General features: G+C 64.2%; 21 protein-coding genes. 8 read left to right on the top strand and 13 right to left on the bottom strand.

From position 1 onward, the window contains the following. Positions 1-11: 11 nt before the first annotated feature. Positions 12-1,814 carry a phosphogluconate dehydratase gene (gene edd / locus LOM8899_RS19080; RefSeq protein ID WP_093993848.1) on the bottom strand — a complete coding sequence of 601 codons (1,803 nt, stop codon included), beginning with the start codon at positions 1,812-1,814 and terminating at the stop codon, positions 12-14. 250 nt (positions 1,815-2,064) lie between these two features. On the opposite strand from edd, the gene LOM8899_RS19075 reads away from it, so the two are divergent. Genes LOM8899_RS19075 through LOM8899_RS19065 form a run of 3 tightly spaced genes read left to right on the top strand, consistent with a single transcriptional unit; the run spans position 2,065 to position 4,481 of the window. Beyond that, positions 2,065-2,679: a DUF6778 family protein gene (locus LOM8899_RS19075; RefSeq protein WP_093993847.1), complete on the top strand. Its 615-nt coding sequence runs from the start codon at positions 2,065-2,067 to the stop codon at positions 2,677-2,679. A gap of 42 nt (positions 2,680-2,721) precedes the next feature. Continuing rightward, positions 2,722-3,936 (top strand): RSP_2647 family RNA methyltransferase, encoded by a 1,215-nt coding sequence (locus LOM8899_RS19070; protein ID WP_093993846.1) that lies wholly within the window; start codon positions 2,722-2,724, stop codon positions 3,934-3,936. Further along, positions 3,933-4,481 (top strand): RSP_2648 family PIN domain-containing protein, encoded by a 549-nt coding sequence (locus tag LOM8899_RS19065; RefSeq protein ID WP_093993845.1) that lies wholly within the window; start codon positions 3,933-3,935, stop codon positions 4,479-4,481. Before LOM8899_RS19070 ends, LOM8899_RS19065 begins: the two co-directional genes overlap by 4 nt. Before the next feature lie 113 nt (positions 4,482-4,594). Here LOM8899_RS19065 and LOM8899_RS19060 read toward each other — a convergent pair whose 3' ends face one another. Next, a complete protein-coding gene (locus LOM8899_RS19060; protein ID WP_093993844.1) occupies positions 4,595-5,284 on the bottom strand; it encodes a M48 family metallopeptidase in 690 nt (229 codons plus the stop codon). Positions 5,285-5,457: 173 nt separating this feature from the next. Here LOM8899_RS19060 and LOM8899_RS23495 point away from each other — a divergent pair, with 173 nt between their 5' ends. Further along, positions 5,458-5,604, top strand: a complete 147-nt coding sequence (locus tag LOM8899_RS23495) for a hypothetical protein (protein WP_168770601.1) — start codon at positions 5,458-5,460, stop codon at positions 5,602-5,604. Here the strand turns inward: LOM8899_RS23495 and LOM8899_RS19055 are convergent. The 5 genes from LOM8899_RS19055 to LOM8899_RS19035 form a co-directional block, all read right to left on the bottom strand. Next, positions 5,601-6,788, bottom strand: a complete 1,188-nt coding sequence (locus tag LOM8899_RS19055; RefSeq protein WP_211096230.1) for a vWA domain-containing protein — start codon at positions 6,786-6,788, stop codon at positions 5,601-5,603. The genes LOM8899_RS23495 and LOM8899_RS19055 overlap by 4 nt on opposite strands. Before the next feature lie 10 nt (positions 6,789-6,798). Continuing rightward, the gene (locus tag LOM8899_RS23490; protein WP_168770597.1) at positions 6,799-6,969 is read right to left on the bottom strand and encodes a hypothetical protein; all 171 of its coding nucleotides are present in this window, start codon (positions 6,967-6,969) and stop codon (positions 6,799-6,801) included. 11 nt (positions 6,970-6,980) lie between these two features. Then, entirely contained in the window at positions 6,981-8,342 is a 1,362-nt protein-coding gene (locus LOM8899_RS19045; RefSeq protein ID WP_093993842.1) for a DUF2927 domain-containing protein, read from the bottom strand. Beyond that, positions 8,339-8,803, bottom strand: a complete 465-nt coding sequence (locus tag LOM8899_RS19040) for a GNAT family N-acetyltransferase (protein ID WP_093993841.1) — start codon at positions 8,801-8,803, stop codon at positions 8,339-8,341. Before LOM8899_RS19040 ends, LOM8899_RS19045 begins: the two co-directional genes overlap by 4 nt. 288 nt (positions 8,804-9,091) lie before the next feature. Further along, positions 9,092-9,931 carry an AAA family ATPase gene (locus LOM8899_RS19035; RefSeq protein ID WP_093993840.1) on the bottom strand — a complete coding sequence of 280 codons (840 nt, stop codon included), beginning with the start codon at positions 9,929-9,931 and terminating at the stop codon, positions 9,092-9,094. Between the two features lie 209 nt (positions 9,932-10,140). On the opposite strand from LOM8899_RS19035, the gene dksA reads away from it, so the two are divergent. Next, positions 10,141-10,563 (top strand): RNA polymerase-binding protein DksA, encoded by a 423-nt coding sequence (dksA, locus tag LOM8899_RS19030; RefSeq protein ID WP_093993839.1) that lies wholly within the window; start codon positions 10,141-10,143, stop codon positions 10,561-10,563. Next, complete coding sequence (locus tag LOM8899_RS19025; RefSeq protein WP_093993838.1) at positions 10,564-11,727, top strand: FAD-dependent monooxygenase; 1,164 nt, start codon at positions 10,564-10,566, stop codon at positions 11,725-11,727. Here LOM8899_RS19025 and LOM8899_RS19020 read toward each other — a convergent pair. The 4 genes from LOM8899_RS19020 to LOM8899_RS19005 form a co-directional block, all read right to left on the bottom strand. Continuing rightward, entirely contained in the window at positions 11,724-12,041 is a 318-nt protein-coding gene (locus LOM8899_RS19020) for a hypothetical protein (RefSeq protein ID WP_093993837.1), read from the bottom strand. The genes LOM8899_RS19025 and LOM8899_RS19020 overlap by 4 nt on opposite strands. Further along, positions 12,038-12,820, bottom strand: coding sequence for an exodeoxyribonuclease III (gene xth / locus LOM8899_RS19015; RefSeq protein WP_093993836.1), 783 nt, complete (start codon positions 12,818-12,820; stop codon positions 12,038-12,040). The genes LOM8899_RS19020 and xth overlap by 4 nt, the downstream gene beginning before the upstream one ends. A gap of 129 nt (positions 12,821-12,949) precedes the next feature. Then, a complete protein-coding gene (locus tag LOM8899_RS19010) occupies positions 12,950-13,303 on the bottom strand; it encodes a DUF7282 domain-containing protein (RefSeq protein WP_133065073.1) in 354 nt (117 codons plus the stop codon). Positions 13,304-13,508: 205 nt separating this feature from the next. Next, positions 13,509-13,832: a HesB/IscA family protein gene (locus LOM8899_RS19005; protein ID WP_093993886.1), complete on the bottom strand. Its 324-nt coding sequence runs from the start codon at positions 13,830-13,832 to the stop codon at positions 13,509-13,511. Between the two features lie 90 nt (positions 13,833-13,922). Here LOM8899_RS19005 and LOM8899_RS19000 point away from each other — a divergent pair, with 90 nt between their 5' ends. Together LOM8899_RS19000 and LOM8899_RS18995 are read left to right on the top strand one after the other, a co-directional pair. Continuing rightward, entirely contained in the window at positions 13,923-15,095 is a 1,173-nt protein-coding gene (locus tag LOM8899_RS19000; protein WP_093993834.1) for a deoxyguanosinetriphosphate triphosphohydrolase, read from the top strand. Between the two features lie 28 nt (positions 15,096-15,123). After that, complete coding sequence (locus LOM8899_RS18995; RefSeq protein ID WP_245820617.1) at positions 15,124-16,956, top strand: cation:proton antiporter; 1,833 nt, start codon at positions 15,124-15,126, stop codon at positions 16,954-16,956. Here the strand turns inward: LOM8899_RS18995 and LOM8899_RS18990 are convergent. After that, positions 16,865-17,836, bottom strand: coding sequence for a hypothetical protein (locus LOM8899_RS18990; protein WP_093993832.1), 972 nt, complete (start codon positions 17,834-17,836; stop codon positions 16,865-16,867). The two genes, LOM8899_RS18995 and LOM8899_RS18990, sit on opposite strands and share 92 nt — an antisense overlap. Continuing rightward, on the bottom strand, positions 17,833-18,966 hold the full coding sequence (locus LOM8899_RS18985) for a hypothetical protein (RefSeq protein WP_133065072.1): 1,134 nt from the start codon (positions 18,964-18,966) through the stop codon (positions 17,833-17,835). The genes LOM8899_RS18990 and LOM8899_RS18985 overlap by 4 nt, the downstream gene beginning before the upstream one ends. Positions 18,967-19,036: the final 70 nt, after the last annotated feature.

The raw sequence follows: 19,036 nt of genomic DNA, 5'->3' as shown, positions 1-19,036 counted from the left end.
CGGCGCGGGCGTCAGACGACGACGCCTGCGCCCTCTGCGGCTCCGCCGACGTTGCGGCGGAAGACCTCGAACAACTCGCGGCCGACACCGTTGCCATTGCCGGACAGGTCCGCTTCGGCCAGTGTCCGGTCGCTCAGATCGGTGAGGCATTCGAGCGCCCCGGTCGTGGCATCCAGCCGAACGACGTCACCGTCCCGCAACAGCCCGATCGGGCCGCCATCTGCCGCCTCGGGGCAGACGTGTATCGCGGCAGGCACCTTACCCGAGGCACCGGACATCCGGCCATCGGTGACGAGCGCCACTTTCAGGCCCCGATCCTGCAGAACGGCGAGGGTGGGGGTCAGGTTGTGCAGTTCCGGCATCCCGTTCGACTGCGGCCCCTGAAAGCGCACCACGACGATCGTGTCGGTGGTGAACTCTCCCGCCTGGAACGCGGCCTTGACTGAGAGCTGATCGTGGAAGATGCGAACCGGGGCCTCGATGACATGACGCTCCGGTGCCACGGCCGAGACCTTGATCACGGCCCGGCCAAGATTGCCCTTCAACTGGACCAAGCCACCTTGCGGCTGGAACGGATCGGATGCGGGGCGCAGGATCTTGTCGTTCTGCGATTTGCCCGCGCCGGGAACGTAATGCACCCGCCCGTCGGTGAGTTTCGGCTCTTGGGTATACAGCGACAGCCCGTCACCGGCGACGGTCTTGACGTCGTCATGCAGCAGACCGACGCCCAGAAGTTCGCCGATCATGTAGCCGAGGCCACCGGCGGCGTGGAAGTGGTTCACATCCGCGAGCCCGTTGGGATAGACCTTCGCCATCAGCGGCGTCACCGCGCTGATATCCGAGAAATCCTCCAGATCCAGAATGATGCCGGCGGCCTTGGCCATCGCAGGCAGGTGCAGCACGAGGTTGGTCGAGCCACCGGTGGCCATCAGGCCGACGAGCCCGTTAACGAAGGCCTTTTCGTCGAGCACGTCGCTGACCGGGGTGAAGGCATTGCCCAAAGCGGTGATCGCCGCCGCACGCTCGGTGCCGGCAACCGTCAGCGCATCGCGCATCGGGGTGTTCGGATTGATGAAGGAGGCGCCCGGCAGGTGAAGGCCCATGAACTCCATCAACATCTGATTCGAGTTCGCCGTCCCGTAGAAGGTGCAGGTGCCCGGGCCATGGTAGGAGGCCATCTCGGATTTCATCAGCTCTTCGCGGCCGACCTCGCCGGTGGCGAACTTCTGGCGCACCTTGGCCTTTTCGTCGTTGGGCAGGCCCGAGGTCATCGGACCGGCGGGCAGGAACACGGACGGGATATAGCCGAAGGTCGCAGCCGCAATCACGAGGCCCGGAACGATTTTGTCACAGACGCCCAGATAGAGCGCGGAATCAAAGGTGTTGTGCGACAGGCCCACAGCGGCGGCGAGCGCGATCACATCGCGCGAGAACAGCGACAACTCCATTCCGGTCTGACCCTGCGTGACGCCGTCACACATCGCCGGCACGCCGCCGGCGACCTGCGCGGTGGCTCCGACGGCGCGGGCGGCTTCGCGGATCAGATCGGGAAACCGTTCGAACGGCTGATGTGCCGACAGCATGTCGTTGTAAGCGGTGATAATCCCGATATTGGGCGCGCGCTCCGCGACCAGTGCATCCTTGTCCTGACCCATCGCGGCATAGGCGTGCGCCTGGTTGCCACAGGTCAGGTGCGAACGGCGCGGCCCCTCGGCGGCGGCGCGGCTCATCGTCTCCATATAGGCGGCGCGGGGGCCTTCGCTGCGAGCACGAATACGGTCCGTCACAGCGGCAATAGTGGGGTGCAATGGCATATCGGATCCTCTGAATGGGGTTTGGTCTTCGCTAGCACAAAGCGTTAGCGCTAACAATCCAGCGAAGCATCCCAAACCGGGGTTTCTGGCTCATTCGGCTGTGGCCTTGGCGCTATTGTCGCAAGTTTAGCAAAAATTTGAACCGCAGTTTCCATATTTCTGCCTTTTTTGCCGCAGATACCTAAAATTGAGCCCATTCCGCGAACAATCCCGGACCACTGAAGGGCGCCACGGAAGCTGGAGAAACGCCATGAGCCTCAAACTGATCACAGCTCTTGCCCTTGCTGTCGGACTGTCGGCCTGCGCAACGGTCGATACCTCGACCCGGAACGCACCGCTCGAATTGCCAACCCTGCAAGCGAGCGACAGCGGCACCGAGATCCGGCGCGACTATAACCTGATGGATGTCGTCGTCGTCGTCCCGGAAAGCCTCCGGGCCAGCGAATCCAATGCCTATTACCCGGTCGCCGACATCGTTTGGCGCGGCGATGCCATCGGGGATCGTCATGCTCAGGTGGCTGACCTGTTCAAGGCCGCCGCCAGAGACGTGGCCAGTGATCTCAACGGCAGTCAGGACGTCTACGTTCAGATCACCGTGGCGCGTTTTCACGGCGTGACCGAGCGGACCCGGTATTCGGTCGGTGGCGTCTATAACATGGTGTTCGACATGACCATCGTCGACGGAGCCGGCAACATCGTCGAACCGACACGTCGGATCGAGGCCGATCTGCCTGCGCCCGGCGGTCAGGCCGCGTTGGAGCTGGAGCAATCCGGCCAGACCGAGAAGGTCCGCGTCGTCGACTATCTCACCTTTGTGCTGACGCGGGAGTTGTCCCCGGCGCTTGCTGTCGCTCCGCGCGTCTGATCCCCCTTACACAGCGCACGATAAACGGTTAGGAGGGCGGCCATGGTGCCGCCTTCTGCAATTCTTGCCCTGCCTTATCCGACCGTCCGCCTCTTGCCGCGGGCGAAGCCGCAGGCCATTCGCCACGGCTTTCCTTGGGTCTATGCCAACGAACTGGTCCTCGACCGGCGCACAAAGGCGCTGACGCCCGGCAGCTTTGCCGTGCTCGAGGATCCGGACCGCCGTCCGATGGGCGTGGTGACGGTCAATCCCAACTCCAAGATCATCGCGCGCATGATGGATGCCGATCCCTCCGCCGTGATCGACGGAGCGTGGATCGAGGCGCGGCTGCGCCGGGCGCTGGCGCATCGCGAGGCGCTCTACGACAGCCCGTTTTACCGGCTGGTCCATGCCGAAGCGGATGGCTTCCCCGGGGTGGTGATCGATCGCTTCGGTGATCTGGCGGTTGTCCAGCCAAACGCCGCCTGGTCCGAAGCCATGATCGACAGCCTCGTTGCGGCGCTCGTGGCGGTGACGGGTGTCGGCAGCGTCATCAAGAACGGCTCCGGCCGCGCGCGCAGACTCGAAGGTCTGGAAGAAGAGCTCGTCGTCGCGCATGGCACGGCCCCCGTGGCCCCCGTGCCGGTGCGCATGAACGGCGCCACCTACATGGCCGATGTGATGGGCGGGCAGAAGACCGGGTTGTTCTTCGATCAGCGTCCCAATCACGCCTTCGCGGCGGGGCTGGGCAAAGGCGGCACGGTGCTGGACGTATTCAGCCACGTGGGTGGATTTGGCCTCGCGGCTTTGGCAGGCGGCGCGACCAGCGCCTTGGCCGTCGACGGCTCCGCGCCGGCGCTGGCACTTGCCGAGGCAGGCGCCGAGGCCATGGGACGCGGCGCCGATTTCCAGGCTCGGCAGGGCGATGCCTTCGCGCAGATGGAGGCGCTCGCGGGCGAGGGGGCGCGGTTCGATCTGGTGATCTGCGATCCACCGGCATTCGCGCCGTCGAAAACGGCACTCGAGCCCGGCCTTCGGGCCTATGAAAGGGTCGCGCGACTGGCGGCCGGGTTGGTCAAGGACGGCGGCTACCTGATGCTGTGCTCCTGCTCACACGCGGCGGACCTGTCTCGGTTCCGCAGTGCCTGCACCCGCGGGATCGGCCGGGCAGGGCGGAGCGGTCAGATCATCTACACCGGGTTTGCCGGTCCGGATCATCCGATGCTGCCGCAACTGGCGGAAAGCGGCTACCTGAAGGCGCTGGCGTTCCGACTGTGAGAGCCTTGCTCGACGCCTGCGTACTCTACCCGACGGTGATGCGGGAGGTGCTCATTGGTTGCGCTGAGGTAGGACTGTACGAGCCGCGCTGGTCCGCACGTATTCTCGAGGAATGGGCGCGGGCCACGACGAAGCTCGGGCCGGCCGAGGAAGCCTTCGCCCGAGGCGAAATCGCAACGCTCCAAGCAGCCTGGCCGCGCGCCGAGATTGGCTATGCCCCCGGATTGGAACAGCGGCTATGGTTGCCTGACGCCAATGACATCCACGTCCTTGCAGCAGCCGTGGCCGGGTCTTGCGATCTAATCGTCACCGTCAACGCCAAGGATTTCCCGCGCGGACTACTCGCCGAAGAAGGGCTGAGCAGAGCCGATCCGGACGCGTTTCTCCTCGGGCTTTTCGAAGCCTCTCCCGAACTGGTGCGGCCGGTGGTCGAACGCGTGGTGGGCGAAGCCAGCAGGCTGTCCGGCGAGGATTGGACCGCTCGCTCCCTGCTCAAGAAGGCCCGTTTGCCGAGATTGGGCAAGGCCTGCGCCTTCGGATCGTGAGGGAGCCTCCGGCGGGAGTTTTCCGGCCAAGATGAAGGTGGGCTGAGCGCCTCTATTTCATCTTGGTAAATAAACTCCCGCCGGAGGCTCCTGTCCCATCCAGACGCCGAGACCTATTTGACCGGGTGCCACTTTGCCTCATTGGACTCGATGGCGGCGATCCGTTCAGCCGTCTTCGGGTGGCTCAGAAGCCAGGCCGGCATGGCCGCGCCGTTCGCCCCGGTGAGCGTCTCGAGCTTCTTGAAGAGGGATTTCTGCGGCTCTGTGCCGATGCCTGCCTTGACCAGCAAGGCAGAAGCGTAGGCGTCGGCTTCGTATTCGTCGTTGCGCGACAGCCGGGCGGCGATCAGCGAAATCAGTCCGTTTGCGATCCAGACGCCGACCCCCGGCACAAATCGGTTCAGCATCATGGCCAGCGCCGTGCGCAACGCGTTTTGCCCGGTAAAATCGATCATCCGCCGCCGCGAATGGCCCAGGGCGACATGCCCCAGTTCATGGGCGATCACCGTGGCCATCTCTTCGGCGGTCACCTCGCCCTGCCGATACCTGTTGTAGAACCCGCGCGTGATGAAAATCCGCCCGTCCGGCGCCGCGAGCCCGTTGACCGGCTCGATTTCATAGATGTGAACCTTGATCCTCTTCAGGTCCAGAGCTGCGGCCATGCGATCCATCAGGCTGCGCAGCCGCGGATCCGCCAGCTCGGTCGATTTGGCGTCAAGCTCCTTGCCCGTCCGCCATGCGGAGAAACGGTACATCAACAGCCCATAGAGAAGTGCCAGCAGGATCGGTGTAAACTTTATCATAGGACATATATGGTCTTCTTCCCGTCAGGTTCAAAGGCCGGTCGCCTGAATATCAAAGATGCCCATGCGCAACATATGACCTTGGAAGCCGGCCGATCCGACCTAATATTTCTTATTGACGCCACAATTGACGTATCTTTTGGAAACTCCCCAATCAAGAGGGCCAGTTTGAGATGTACGAGCAGAAAAACCCTCAGCAAAATGCTGAACTTCCCGCGCGCGAGGCCCGCCCGCTTCCGGAAGCCTTCGACGAGCTTTTGGACAAGCTCTCGCAGGCCGCCGAAAAGCGCCGTGTGCTGAACAAGCGCGGCGAGGACTAGCGCCCCAGCGCCTGCATCCCGGCGGTGAGCCCGGCGAGCGTCATCGGCACCATTTGGTCCGGTCCTATGGTCTGGCGGATCATGTCGATCGACTGGGTGTAGCGCCACTGCTCTTGCGGAACGGGATTGATCCATACATGGCCAGGCCATTGCGCGAATGCCCGCTTGAGCCAGACCTCGCCCGCCTCCTTGTTCCAGTGCTCGTTCGCCCCGCCCGGAATCGCGATCTCGTAGGGGGACATGCTCGCATCGCCCACGAAAATGCATTTGTAATCCGACCCATAGGTCCGCAGCACCTCCCACGTGGGGACTTGCGCGTTCCACCGCCGGGCGTTGTCCCGCCAGACCCCTTCGTATAGGCAGTTGTGAAAGTAGAAATGCTCGAGCGTCTTGAATTCGCTGCGGGCGGCTGAAAACAGCTCTTCGACGACCTTGACGTGCGGGTCCATCGAACCGCCGACGTCGAGGAAGAGCAACACCTTCACCGCGTTGCGCCGCTCTGGCTGGGTCTTTACGTCCAGGTAGCCATGCTCGGCCGTGGCCCGGATGGTGCCGTCGAGGTCCAGCTCTTCCTGCGCTCCGTCGCGCGCCCATTTGCGCAGCCGTTTCAGCGCCACCTTGATGTTGCGCGTGCCGAGCTCGACGGTGTCGTCGAGGTTGCGGAACTCGCGCTTGTCCCAGACCTTGACCGCCCGCTGGTGCCGGCTCTTGTCCTGCCCGATCCGCACCCCTTCGGGATTGTAGCCATAGGCTCCGAACGGCGAGGTGCCCGCCGTGCCCACCCATTTGGAGCCGCCCTGATGCCGGCCTTCTTGTTCAGCCAGCCGCTCGCGCAGCGTCTCCATCAGTTTCTCAAAGCCGCCGAGTGCCTCGATCTCGGCCTGCTCTTCGGGGGAGAGCGTCTTTTCGGCCATCTTGCGCAGCCAGTCCTCGGGCAGATCGAGTGCCTCGATCACCTGATCTGCCGACAGCGCCTCCAACCCGGCAAAGGCGCGGGCGAAGGCCTGGTCGAAACGGTCGATGTGCCGCTCGTCTTTGACCATCGCGCTGCGCGCGAGATAGTAGAACCCGTCCGCGTCATAGGTGACGAGACCGGCCTTCATCGCCTCGAGAAACGTCAGATATTCGCGCAGGCTGACCGGCACGCCGCCATCGCGCAAGTAGGACAGGAAGGGCAGGAACACCGCCCCGCCCTCAGACGAGGTTGCGTTCGATGATGACCAGCACGAACAACCCGAGCAGGCCCAGCACCAAGGCATGCACGACCGCCCACTGCAGAATGTCCGCCGTGGTTCCGCCGCGCTTGCGGGCGCGCAGCACGCCCAGAATTGCCCCGAGGAGCAGTCCGGTCAGCGGAAAGATCATAGGAGTGCCCCCTAGCTAGGTGCCCGTGGATTCAAGGCCGCGATCTCGTCGGCCCGCGCACGGACGTTGCGATCAGAGCCAAATCCGTATCGCGCCCAGCCCAGACTGTCCAGCCGAAGCGCCTCTGCCTCGCCGCCACGGCCGCTTAGTTCGAGCGCTTCGGCCTTGAACATCATCAGCGTCGCAAGAAGCGATGCGTTCTGATACTGCATCGCGACCGGGATGGCCCAATCCGTCAACTCCAGCGTCCGTTCCGCATCGCCCGCCGCCAGCGCGAAAGCCGCCAGTTGCACCGAGACATGCGCCTCGTGCAGCCGGGTCTCGGGCGAGGCGCGGAAGGCGCGCGAGGCTTCGCGGAAGGATTGCAGCGCGATGTCCGCATCGTTGCCCAGTTGCAGCCGCCCGTAGGCATAGAAGGCAAAGCCGGGCCGTGCACCTGTCCAGCCAAAGGCGCGGGCGAGGTTGATCGCCCGTTCCGCCGCCTGTCTGCGCCGCAGGCCGGAGCCGCCGGGGGAGAGCGCGGTCTCCATCGCTTCGATCCAGTCGCGCGAGGTGTCGTTGATCTGTCGGTCCGGCGCCCGCTGCCCGGTCGGGTTCAACCCCGCCAGAATGCCGGGAAGCCGGGCGGCGACCTCGCCCCGGCTCATCCCGTTGCGCAGTTGCGGCGAGTAGTAGACCTTGAGCATCAGCATGTCGAAGCCGGTCAGCACCGCGTGGATGTTGTCGTCGTTGAAGACCGAATCCGGCAGCCGGTAGAGATCGTTCAGCGGCCCGATGGCCTGCGCGAGTTCCTCGTGCAAGCAGTCGCGCACCTCTTGCGGGCTGACATCGGCGGGCACGAAGATCGCGGCCCGGTCGCGCCGGGTGAGCGTCGTCCAGTCGACTTGCGGGCTACGCCGGGCGGCGAGGAATTCACCCCAGCTCGACACCCTTGGCACGACGAAGCAGGCGGCCCGCGGCACGGCCCGTTGCAGCGCCTCGCGGGGGACGGCCTCGATCGTGATGCTCGCCTGCGGGGCGCCGGTGACGAAGATGTCGATCCCGGCCTCGTTGCGCATCCGCGACAACAGGTCGCGCAGATCGGGCGTCAGGCTCGGCGGCGCGTTTCCTGTCACCCGCACCGAGATCGGTTCCTCGAAACGGGTCATCACCGGCACCGCCCGCCCGCTTTCCATTCGAAAGGCCAGATCGAGGAAATCGCTCGCCATATCGGAATTGGACCGGGTCGGCGGCGGCGCAGGTGCCACGGTGAAGCTGCGCATCGGCGGCAGGCTTTCCGAGATCACCAAGGCGCGGCTCGGCGGCGGTTCGACCGTCGGGGCAGGGGCACAGGCCGCCAGGGTGGCGAGAGCGATGACAGACAGTGCTCTCATGCGCTGCGCCGCTGATACTTGATGAACGGGGTCAGGGTGGCGATCCGGTCATAGAGACGCCGGGCGGTGGCGTTGTCCTCTTGGGTCATCCAGTAGACCGACGGGCAACCGGCGGCATCGGCGGCGGCATAGACCGCTTCGATCAGGGATTGGGCCACACCCATGCCGCGCGCTTGCGGCGCCACGAACAGGTCTTGCAGATAGCAGACCTTTTCCACCCGCCAGCCATGGAGGTGATAGATGTAATGGGTGATCCCGACGATCTCGCCATCGACCTCGGCCACCAGGCCGTTGTAGTCGGTGACGCTCGGATCCGTCATCCTGTCAAAGCTGCTGCGGTAGACCGCGTCAGTGACCCCAGAGTTGTAGAACTCCAGATACGCAGACCACAGGGGCCGCCATGCGGCCTCGTCGTCGGGGCGTAGCGGACGGATCACCGCCTGCACGTTCGGCTTTGCCAAAATGGCACTCCTCAATCGTCCACGCCAGCGCGTACCAACGGCGCGATCAACGCGCCTCGGCAGCCGTCAGCGTCAAGTGCCCCCACCAGACGGGCCGATTAACCATGCGGTTCGTGCGGAAATCACGCGGATTTCCGGGGTTGCGGGGCTTTGCCCCCCGACCGTGGCCGGGATGCCGCAGCCCCCTTGTGGAGCATCAGGAACGGAGCGCAAGATGTTGATATTCGGGGCCGCTCGCCCGAAATGATCCCTTTCGAGACCGCCGCGACATTGGGCGGGGGGCGCGACTCAGCGCCGGGAGCGCTCCATGAACGCCAGCCGTTCGAACAGGTGCACATCCTGTTCGTTCTTGAGCAACGCCCCGTGCAACCGCGGCAGCGCGTCCTTGGCGCTGGCCTTGAGATCGTCCGAGGTCAAATCCTCGGCCAGAAGCAGCTTGAGCCAGTCGAGCACCTCGGAGGTGGACGGCTTCTTCTTGAGGCCCGGAGTCTCGCGGAGCGTGTAGAACTGTGTCAGCGCGGTCGTCAGAAGGGCGTCCTTGATGCCCGGATGATGCACTTCGACGATCTGCTTCATCACCTCGATCTCGGGAAAGCGGATATAGTGAAAGAAGCAGCGGCGCAGGAAGGCGTCGGGCAATTCCTTTTCATTGTTCGACGTGATGATGACGATGGGCCGAATGTCGGCCTTCACCGTCTCGCCGGTTTCGTAGACAAAGAACTCCATCCGGTCCAATTCCTGGAGGAGGTCGTTCGGAAACTCGATATCGGCCTTGTCGATCTCGTCGATCAGCAAAACCACCTTCTGCTTGGCGCTGAAGGCCTCCCAGAGTTTGCCCTTGCGGATGTAGTTGGCCACGTCGTTGACGCGCTCGTCGCCGAGCTGGCTGTCACGCAACCGGCTGACGGCGTCGTATTCATAGAGACCCTGCTGCGCACGGGTGGTCGATTTCACATGCCATTCGATGATCGGCAGACCCAGCGACTGCGCCACCTGTCGGGCCAGCTCGGTCTTGCCGGTGCCCGGCTCACCCTTGACCAGCAACGGACGCTCCAACGTCACGGCGGCATTTACGGCCACGGTCAGGTCTGCGGTCGCCACGTAGCTGTCGGTTCCGTCAAAGTGCATGTTTGCGCTCACTCATCTAAGGGTTGTTTCCCAATACAATACGCCGCGCAGCCTGCGCCGACAATGTCGCTTCACGATTGATAAATCACCCATAAATGGGGGGTGACACCGCGGACGGACCGGAGTATTGGAGGCCCAGCCAAAGAGGGGTGTGCCGGATGACTGGTAACCTAAAAGAGCCAGCTTTCGACAATGCAAAAGGAGCGGAGATGAAAGCCGAGTCTTTCCTGCCAGACGATTATCGTCCGGCCGAAAGTGAGCCATTTATGAATGAGCGGCAGACGGAGTATTTCCGTCGCAAACTGCTCACATGGAAGCAGGAGCTGCTGTCAGACAGCCGCGACACCGTTGCAGGGATGAAGGATCAGACGCGCAATATCCCCGATATTGCAGACCGCGCCAGCGAAGAGACCGACCGGGCGCTCGAACTGCGCACCCGCGACCGTCAGCGCAAGCTGGTGTCCAAGATCGACGCCGCGTTGCGCCGCATCGACGAGGGCGAATACGGCTATTGCGAGATCACCGGCGAGCCGATTTCGCTCAAGCGTCTCGATGCCCGTCCGATTGCAACCATGAGCCTCGAAGCTCAGGAACGTCACGAGCGCCGCGAAAAAGTCCACCGCGACGACTGAATGCGCTTGGGGCAAGCCAACACCGGCCGCCGTGTCACGGTGGTGGGCGCCGGCATTGGTGGCCTGACGACAGCATTGACCTTTGCGCAAAGCGGCGCGGAGGTCACCGTTCTGGAACAAGCCCCTGCGCTTACCGAGGTCGGCGCGGGCGTGCAGATCAGCCCGAACGGGATGGCGGTTCTGCGCGGATTGGGCCTCGGCCCAAAGGCGGAGGCGACATCCATTCAGGCCCAGAAGCTGGCCCCGACCGATGCCCTGACCGGTCGCACGCTTGCCTATCTGGACGTCTCCACCGACGACTACCACTTCTTTTACCGCCCTGATCTCATTGATCTCTTGGCACAGGGATGTGCCGATGCCGGGGTCCGCATCCGCACCGGGTTTCGGGTCACGACAGGCGAGGACGGGATCGACCTCGGGTCGGACGACGACGCACCCGATCTGATCGTCGGCGCCGATGGCCTGCATTCGAATTTCCGGCCTTTGCTCAATGGCTCCGACGCGCCGTTCTTTACCGGGCAGGTGGCGTGGCGCGCGACGATCCACAAACCCGATGCGCCGGCTATCGCCCGCGTCTGGATGGCGCCCGGCCGCCATGTGGTGACCTATCCGCTACGCGGCGACAGGCTCAACATCATTGCGGTGCGTGAACAGGCCAGTTGGACACCTGACGGCTGGCACATGCCTGACGCACCCGAGGCGATGCAGGCCGCCTTCTCGATGTGTGGTGACGAGCTGCGCGGGATATTGGCCGACGTGTCGGAAACCCGGCTTTGGGGCCTGTTTCGCCACCCGGTCGCAGAGCATTGGCACGGGCGGGCCGGAACGGGCCAGACCATCGCGATTCTGGGCGACGCGGCTCACCCGACTCTGCCGTTTCTGGCGCAGGGGGCCAATCTGGCGATCGAGGACGGCTGGGTTCTGGCGGCAAACTGCTCGCAATCCAGCGATCTGGACGGTGCCTTGACGCGCTATCAGGACAGCCGCCGCCCGCGCGTCAGCCGCGCGATCAAGGCCGCCAATGGAAACGGGGCGAATTTTCATCTGAGCGGTGCGTCGCGCGTCGCCGCACATACCGTCCTGCGCATCGTCGGCAAGGTCGCGCCGAGCCTGCTGCAATCTCGGCTGAATTGGATTTACCGGCACGATGTGACCGCCGATTAGCGGCAGGTGCGCGCCAGATCGTCGGTGACGATCCCGAGCACGGTCATCGTGGACATGTCGACCCGCAAGACGTCGCGCTCCACCTTCATGTAGCTCCAGCCATCTTCGGCAGCGGGCAGGCCGCAATAGGTGGCATTGAAGAGCATCTGAAAAGTGCCGCGGGGCAGGGTGTCGCCCACCTGATAGGGCGAGACATATCGCTGCGATTGCGGCACCACGACACAGGAGGATCCAGCGGTCTGGATGCGGCAGCCCTCGGCGGCCAGCGGCGGCGCGGCCAGAAGGCCGAGAAGGAGGGGAAACCCTAGCCTCATGCCGCGATGTCGATCCAGACCGGCACGTGGTCCGACGGTTTCGTGCCGCCCCGAACAGCGCTCTCGATCCAGCAATCCTGCATCAGATCGGCGGCCTGCGGCGTCAGCAGAAGGTGGTCGATCCGGATGCCATCGTTTCGGTCCCAAGCACCGGCCTGATAATCCCAAAAGCTGTAATGGCCGAGGCCTTGGGTGCGGGCACGAAAGGCTTCGGTGAAGCCCAGGTTCAGGATACGCCGGAAAGCCGCCCGGGTTTCCGGGCGATACAAGGCGTCTTCGGTCCAGGCTTCGGGGCGTTTGGCGTCTTCGGCCTGTGGGATGACATTGTAGTCGCCAGCCATGATCGCGGGCTCTTCGGCGGCCAGAAGCGCTTCGGCGCGCGTCTGCAAACGCTTCATCCAGTCGAGCTTGTAGTCATACTTCGGACCCGGCGCCGGGTTGCCGTTCGGCAAATACAGGCAACACAGGCGGATCGCCTTCTCATCCCCGACGACCGTGGCCTCGATCCAGCGGGCCTGTTCGTCGCTGTCGTCGCCGGGCAAACCGCGGCTCACGTCCTCCAAGGGGAATTTCGACAGGATCGCGACCCCGTTGAAGCCCTTCTGGCCATGCGTCTCGAGGTTGTAGCCCCGGTCCTCGAAGGGTTCGCGAGGGAAGTTCTCGTCGATCGACTTGATCTCTTGCAGCAACGCGACGTCCGGGTTGGCCTCGTCCAGCCAAGTGGTCAGGGCCTCGATCCGGGCCTTCACGCCGTTGATGTTGAATGTGGCGATTTTCATATCCGGGCCTCTTGATGGGGGTCGGCCCATCATCGGCGGTTCGCGGCCCAAGGGCCAGAGCGTTTTTGCACGAAAAAGGGGGCAGCCGAAGCTACCCCCCTAATCTTGGGATGCGAAATCACGCGGGTCTTACGACTCCAGTTCGATCTCCAGCATCGCGACGCCCATTGCCGGGGCCTTCACGCCGCCTTCATAGAGGACAGCGACCACGTCGGACACCGCAGGAACCTGCAGTTCGACGTTCACGTCGGAGTTGGCGCCTGCAAAGACGGCTTCCATGCCGAGCAGATCACCGTATTCACCGGTGGAATAATCGTAGATGGCGACCACGCCGTCAGCTTCGGCGGTCACGCCGTTGATCATGATGGTCGAGGCGGGCAGCATCTGATCTGCTTCCTGATAGAGAAAGCTGTTTTCGGCCAGAGCGGCAGTGCCAACAGTTGCTGCGAGGGCGGCGGGAATAAGTGCTTTTGTAAAGGTCATCGTGTAGTTCCTTTCTGTTATCGTCTTCATGCAGACACAACACCCGCCCCGGGCATTCGTTCCGATAAAATGCTGAAAAAATCATATGTTATCATCACACGGCTGTGAGGGCTGCGTGAGCGCCCCGCCATTTAGGAGGTCTGCGCAAACAAAAAGGGCCGCGCATTGCACGGCCCCGCAGGATGGCTTGGATGCGAGGCGCGGATTACATCGAAAACGATGTGCCGCAGCCGCAGGACGACGTGGCATTCGGGTTCTCGATGACAAAGCGCGCCCCGATCAATTCGTCTGCGAAATCGATGGTCGCAGAGGCGAGGAACGGCAGCGAAACGGAATCGATCACGACCCGTTGCCCGGCGCCTTCCAGCACCAGATCGTCGTCCTTCACCTCGTCGAGCGCGATCTCGTATTGAAAGCCGGAGCAGCCTCCGCCCTCGACCGCGACCCGCAGCGCCTTGCCTTCGGCGGCGGCACCGATCTCGGCAAGCCGGTCAAACGCGCGATCTGTCACTTTTGGGGGAAGGGTCAGCATAATGGGGCCTATCGGTTGACTCACCTCTGACATATAGGAAGGACAGGCAAGAACGACAAGCTGGCAACAAGAAGGCGAGGCACCGCCATGACAGCCCCCTATGCCTCAAATCCGGTGAGCGCCCGCGGGCGGCTCTATCCGGAAGAGGAGAGCGTATTCCGGTCGCCGTTTCAACGCGACCGTGACAGGATAATTCACGCCAGCGCATTCCGCCGGCTGAAGCACAAGACGCAGGTCTTCATCGAACACGAGGGCGATTACTTTCGCACGCGCCTGACTCATTCGATCGAGGTCGCGCAGGTGGCCCGCACCGTCGCCGCCGCCCTCGGCCTGAACGTCGAGCTGACCGAAGCCGTGGCGCTGGCCCATGATCTGGGCCATCCGCCCTTTGGCCATACCGGAGAGGATGCGCTGAATGCGCTGATGGTCCCCTACGGCGGCTTTGATCACAACGCCCAGGCCATCCGCATCGTCACGGCACTAGAGCGGCACTATGCCGAATTCGACGGGCTCAACCTGACCTGGGAGACGCTCGAAGGCATCGCCAAGCACAATGGCCCGGTCGTCGGCGACATTCCCTATGCCTTGGCCGAATATAACACACGCCACGATCTGGAATTGCACACCCACGCCAGCGCCGAGGCGCAGGTCGCGGCTCTAGCCGATGACATCGCCTATAATCACCACGATCTGCACGACGGTCTGAGGGCCGAGCTGTTTTCAACGGACGAGCTGGCCGAGCTACCGGTGCTCAAGGAGTGCTTTGCCGAGGTTGACGCCCGCTATCCCGACCTGAACTACTATCGACGCCGGCACGAGGCCCTCCGGCGGTTCTTTGGTGTGCTCGTCGAGGATGTGATCGTACTGGCACGGCGCACCCTCGCCGATCTCGATCCGCAGAGCGTCGTCGACATCCGGCACGCCGGCCGCATGGTGATCCAGTTCACGCCGTCGCTGTGGAGCGATCTCAAGCAGATCCGGTCCTTCCTGTTTCACCGCATGTATCGCGCCCCCGTCGTCGTCGAGATGCGCGAGCAGGTGACAGAGGTGATCCACGATCTATTTCCTCTGTTCATGGCCCAGCCCGCCGAACTGCCCAAGCAATGGCGCAAGGATGTGGGCGATGCGCAAGGAGAGACCGCTTTGGCACGGATTGTCGCCGATTATATCGCCGGGATGACGGATCGCTTCGCCATTCAGGAACATGCCCGTCTGTGCGGCGGACAGATTACTGCAAGGGGTGTCGGCTTTGGCAGTTGAGACAGCGACCGAGGGCCTCGGCCCGCTGATGGCGTTCGGGGTGATCGGGGCGCTGGGGGTCGGATCCCAGTTGTTGGCGTGGCGGCTGCGCATGCCCGCCATCGTCCTGATGCTGGTGGCCGGGTTGCTGGCCGGGCCGGTGTTCGGCCTGCTCGACCCGGCGCGCGATATCGGTCCGCTGATGGGGCCGATGATTTCGATTGCGGTTGCGATCATCCTGTTCGAGGGTGGTCTGACGCTCAACCTGCATCAATTGCGTGATGCCGCCACCGGCGTCCGGCGGCTGGTCTTCATCGGAGCGCCCTTGGGATGGCTCACCTCGACGCTGGTGCTGCACTATGTGGCGGGGTTGAGCTGGGAAAGCTCGGCCGTGTTTGGCGGCATCATGATCGTCACCGGGCCGACCGTCATAGCACCTTTGCTGCGCAGCGCCCGGTTGTCACGACGGCCCGCCGCCCTTCTACAGTGGGAAGCGATCATCAACGATCCGATAGGGGCCTTGGCCGCTGTGCTGGCCTTCGAGGTCGTGCTGGTCCTGCGCACGGCCACCTCCGTAGGCTCGGCGGCGGTTGATCTGGCTGTCGGGATCGCGGTCGCCGTAGCGCTTGGGGCGGCGGGGGCCTACGGTCTGGTGCAGGCCTTCCGGCGCGGCGTTGTGCCCGAATACATGAAAGTGCCGCTCCTGTTCGTTTCGGTCCTCGTCGTATTTGCCCTGTCCGACACAATGCTGCACGAAAGCGGGCTCTTGGCCGTGACCATCATGGGCATCGGCATCGCGAACTCCGATCTGCCCTCCTACGAAGAACTGCGCCGGTTCAAGGAACAGGCCACGGTTCTTCTGGTGTCCGGGGTATTCATCCTTCTTGCCGCCGGGCTGGATCCGTCGACGATCACCTCGCTGGGCTGGAATGCCGTGATCTTCGTCGCGGCGGTCATTCTGGTGGCGCGGCCTGTGACGGTGCTGATCTCGCTCATCGCGAGCGGCTTGTCGTGGCGCGAACGGGCCTTGGTGGCGCTCACAGGCCCACGCGGCGTGGTGCTGGTGGCCGTGGCCGGGCTCTTTGGCGAACGGCTTGTGGCCCTTGGGGTAGAGGACGCGACGCGGATCGGGCCGCTGGCCTTCGCGCTCGTCGCGGTGACGGTCGTCCTGCACGGCTTTACACTGGCGCCGATGGCCAAGGCGCTTGGTCTGACGGGCGGCGACAGGCCCGGCGTGCTGATCCTTGGCGGCTCGAACTGGACGATCGCGCTGGCGCAGGCGTTGGAAAAGGCGGAGGTTCCGGTGCTGATGTCGGACCCGAACTATTTCCACCTCGTTCCGGCCCGCTCGGCGGGGATCAAGACGTTCTCAGGCGACATTCTCTCCGAGGCGGCGGAGAACCGGGTCGAGCTGGTCAGCTTTGAAAGCGTGATCGCCGCGACGGACAACGACGCCTACAATACGCTCGTCGCCACCGATCTGGCCCCGGAATTCGGGCGCGACCATGTCTATCAGGTTACCCGCGAAAAGAGCGACAATGCCCGGCACAGCCTGCCTGCCACTCTCGGAGGGCGGAAATTCGGCAACGGTCTCACCCATGACGGGTGGGAGCAGAAGCTGAACGAGGGATGGCGTTTTCGGGTGACGCGCCTGACGGCCGAATTCACGCTCGAGGACTGGATGGCGAAATGGCCCGACGCATACCTCTTGGGCCAGGTGGGTCCGCGCGGCACGCTGCGCCTGCTCGCCCCGGACGAAGAGATCAAGACCGCGCCGGATGCCCGACTGATCAGTCTCGTGCCTCCGGAAGAGGGGGAGCCGAGCGGTCCCGACGCAGCCGAAATGCCACAAGACCCAGTAGCGCCAGAAAAGCCAGCATAAGCCCCACGCCGGTGCGCAGGGCTTCGGCCCGGCGCACCACGGCCGCGATCTCGGCAAAGCTGGTGGCGGGCCGCACGTCGCCGAATTGCGCCAGGCCGGGGGCCAGATAGGCCAACCCCGCCGCGATCAGCAACGCATGCAGCCACAGCACGGCGGCAGGCAGGCGGGGTCGCATCCGGTGGGCGAGGGCGGCAAAGAGCGGCAGCAGGACAAACCCCGCTCGGATGTCTTGGCGCGGACTGTCGCCCGCGATGACAAGGCCGACACCGGTGATCACGCAGGCCGCCCCCGTCAGGATATAGGGGGCCGCCGGGTGGTCATGCTCGGCCATCCGCATCGCGGCTTGCGCGAGCAACACCAGCGCAGGCAGGGCAAGGACCACCGCGCCATTGGTGCCGGGTCCGATCACCAGCAGGACAAGGCTCGCCAGCACGGCCAAAGCCACGGCCCGCGGCCCCCATACCCCGCCTGCGATCAGATGCGACGCGCCGACCATGGACACGCCCGCGAAAAGACCCAAACGCAAGTTGGGCTGCACCGCCCTGACGGCATCGAACAGCGGGCCGATGGCGCTTTGCAACCGGACGACGATGCGCGGGTCGAATTGCACCACTGCCAGCGCCAGCAGAGGCAGGATGGCCAGCAGCGCCAGCGCGCCCCATCCCCGGCCGCCCGGCCCGGCATAGCACAGATAGGCGGCGGCACTGAGCGCCATTGCGCTGAGTGTCTGGGTGCCTGCCCAGTCCAGAACCGTGCTCGCCGCGGGCCCCGCCACGCCGGGCATCTCGGCCAAGAGGATCGGCAGCGCCGCCTCTGCGGCCACCGTCGCCAGCCAGCCGAGGCCAAAGGCGATCATCATGCCAAAGCTGAGCGCCCTCATGGCCGTGCGGGCCTCGTTGCCGGCAAGCGGATCAAATGAACCGATGCGACGAAGAGTGCGACTTGGGCAACCGGCCACGAGAGCGCGGCGAGCGCCCCGAAAAGGGCAGGCCCGGGAGCCATTGCCCCGCTTCTGACCATGCCGAGCATCTGCGAGAAGCCGCCCGAGAGTCCGCGCTGCCATGCGATTTCGGGCAGGATCATGCCAAGGGCGATCAGCGCAGCACAGGTGATCGTGACGGCCGAAGCCCGCGGTGTCTCCAATGCCATGTGGACGATCGCGATGATGATCATCAGGGCCAGCGGGGCCGAGTCGAGGCCGACCCCGACCTCGATCGAGGCAAAGATCTGCGCCACCATGCCCCATCGGGCCGACGGGCTGATCACCTGCATGGCCTCAGCCAATCGAGGCAATAGCGAGAGGACGTCCGGCAAGAGCCACACCGCGATCAGGGCGACGAGCCAGGGCTGCGCGCCCTTTGCCAAATGGCCGGGGCGGGCAAAGCGCACCCAGAGCCACAGGACGGCATAGACGACGACAAGGGCCTTGCCTTCGGGCGGGTTGAGCTGGGTCGCGTTGGCCAAGGTCATCGCCATCACGATCAGGCAGGCGATCCCGGCCAAAACGGCCGCTAATTGACTTTCCGCCCGCGCCGCCAGCACCGCGATCAGGGTCAGAACCGCAATCCAGACCGACAGGATGTACGGAAGGGATAGCAAAACGCTGGCCCAGTCGTTGCGGGTCGCCACGGAATACCAGATGTCGCCTGCGATATCCGCGAGGAGTGGCATGGCAAAGATCAGGCTCAGCAGAATACTGAGCGCGATCAGCACACTCGCCGCGACAGCCAGCCAGTGCAGCCACCGCGGCACGGCCCCGATCGCCCAGAGGCCCACCACTGGCAACGCGAGCAGCGCCAACGCGTGCGCCACGGACGAGATGGCCGACAGGATGCCGACCGCCACGTAGCCCCAACTGTCGAATGCGCCGGTCTCGGCAGTTGGATAAATGGCCCGAGCGGGCAGGGACGAGATGACCAATTGGCCAAAAATCGCTATGACAATGGCGATCCGCGCCGTCTCCACAGCCCAATTCAGGTCGCGCCGGTGTGGCGCGCCGTCGTCTGTCATTGCCATTCCTGCCCCTCGTGCATTGACCTTGGTTGCCAAAATGGTAGGGCAAGACAAACCTAAGAGGAAG

It is taken from the genome of Flavimaricola marinus, from assembly GCF_900184895.1.
In the GTDB taxonomy this organism is placed as follows: domain Bacteria; phylum Pseudomonadota; class Alphaproteobacteria; order Rhodobacterales; family Rhodobacteraceae; genus Flavimaricola; species Flavimaricola marinus.
This window is presented reverse-complemented; position numbering and strand designations above follow the sequence as displayed.

Bases quoted from the DNA above. Each gene is read 5' to 3' on its own strand.
- edd (WP_093993848.1), bottom strand. From the start codon at position 1,814: ATGCCATTGCACCCCACTATTGCCGCTGTGACGGACCGTATTCGTGCT.
- LOM8899_RS19075 (WP_093993847.1), top strand. From the start codon at position 2,065: ATGAGCCTCAAACTGATCACAGCTCTTGCCCTTGCTGTCGGACTGTCG.
- LOM8899_RS19070 (WP_093993846.1), top strand. From the start codon at position 2,722: ATGGTGCCGCCTTCTGCAATTCTTGCCCTGCCTTATCCGACCGTCCGC.
- LOM8899_RS19060 (WP_093993844.1), bottom strand. From the start codon at position 5,284: ATGATAAAGTTTACACCGATCCTGCTGGCACTTCTCTATGGGCTGTTG.
- LOM8899_RS23495 (WP_168770601.1), top strand. From the start codon at position 5,458: ATGTACGAGCAGAAAAACCCTCAGCAAAATGCTGAACTTCCCGCGCGC.
- LOM8899_RS23490 (WP_168770597.1), bottom strand. From the start codon at position 6,969: ATGATCTTTCCGCTGACCGGACTGCTCCTCGGGGCAATTCTGGGCGTG.
- LOM8899_RS19045 (WP_093993842.1), bottom strand. From the start codon at position 8,342: ATGAGAGCACTGTCTGTCATCGCTCTCGCCACCCTGGCGGCCTGTGCC.
- LOM8899_RS19035 (WP_093993840.1), bottom strand. From the start codon at position 9,931: ATGCACTTTGACGGAACCGACAGCTACGTGGCGACCGCAGACCTGACC.
- dksA (WP_093993839.1), top strand. From the start codon at position 10,141: ATGAAAGCCGAGTCTTTCCTGCCAGACGATTATCGTCCGGCCGAAAGT.
- LOM8899_RS19025 (WP_093993838.1), top strand. From the start codon at position 10,564: ATGCGCTTGGGGCAAGCCAACACCGGCCGCCGTGTCACGGTGGTGGGC.
- LOM8899_RS19020 (WP_093993837.1), bottom strand. From the start codon at position 12,041: ATGAGGCTAGGGTTTCCCCTCCTTCTCGGCCTTCTGGCCGCGCCGCCG.
- xth (WP_093993836.1), bottom strand. From the start codon at position 12,820: ATGAAAATCGCCACATTCAACATCAACGGCGTGAAGGCCCGGATCGAG.
- LOM8899_RS19010 (WP_133065073.1), bottom strand. From the start codon at position 13,303: ATGACCTTTACAAAAGCACTTATTCCCGCCGCCCTCGCAGCAACTGTT.
- LOM8899_RS19000 (WP_093993834.1), top strand. From the start codon at position 13,923: ATGACAGCCCCCTATGCCTCAAATCCGGTGAGCGCCCGCGGGCGGCTC.
- LOM8899_RS18995 (WP_245820617.1), top strand. From the start codon at position 15,124: ATGGCGTTCGGGGTGATCGGGGCGCTGGGGGTCGGATCCCAGTTGTTG.
- LOM8899_RS18990 (WP_093993832.1), bottom strand. From the start codon at position 17,836: ATGAGGGCGCTCAGCTTTGGCATGATGATCGCCTTTGGCCTCGGCTGG.
- LOM8899_RS18985 (WP_133065072.1), bottom strand. From the start codon at position 18,966: ATGACAGACGACGGCGCGCCACACCGGCGCGACCTGAATTGGGCTGTG.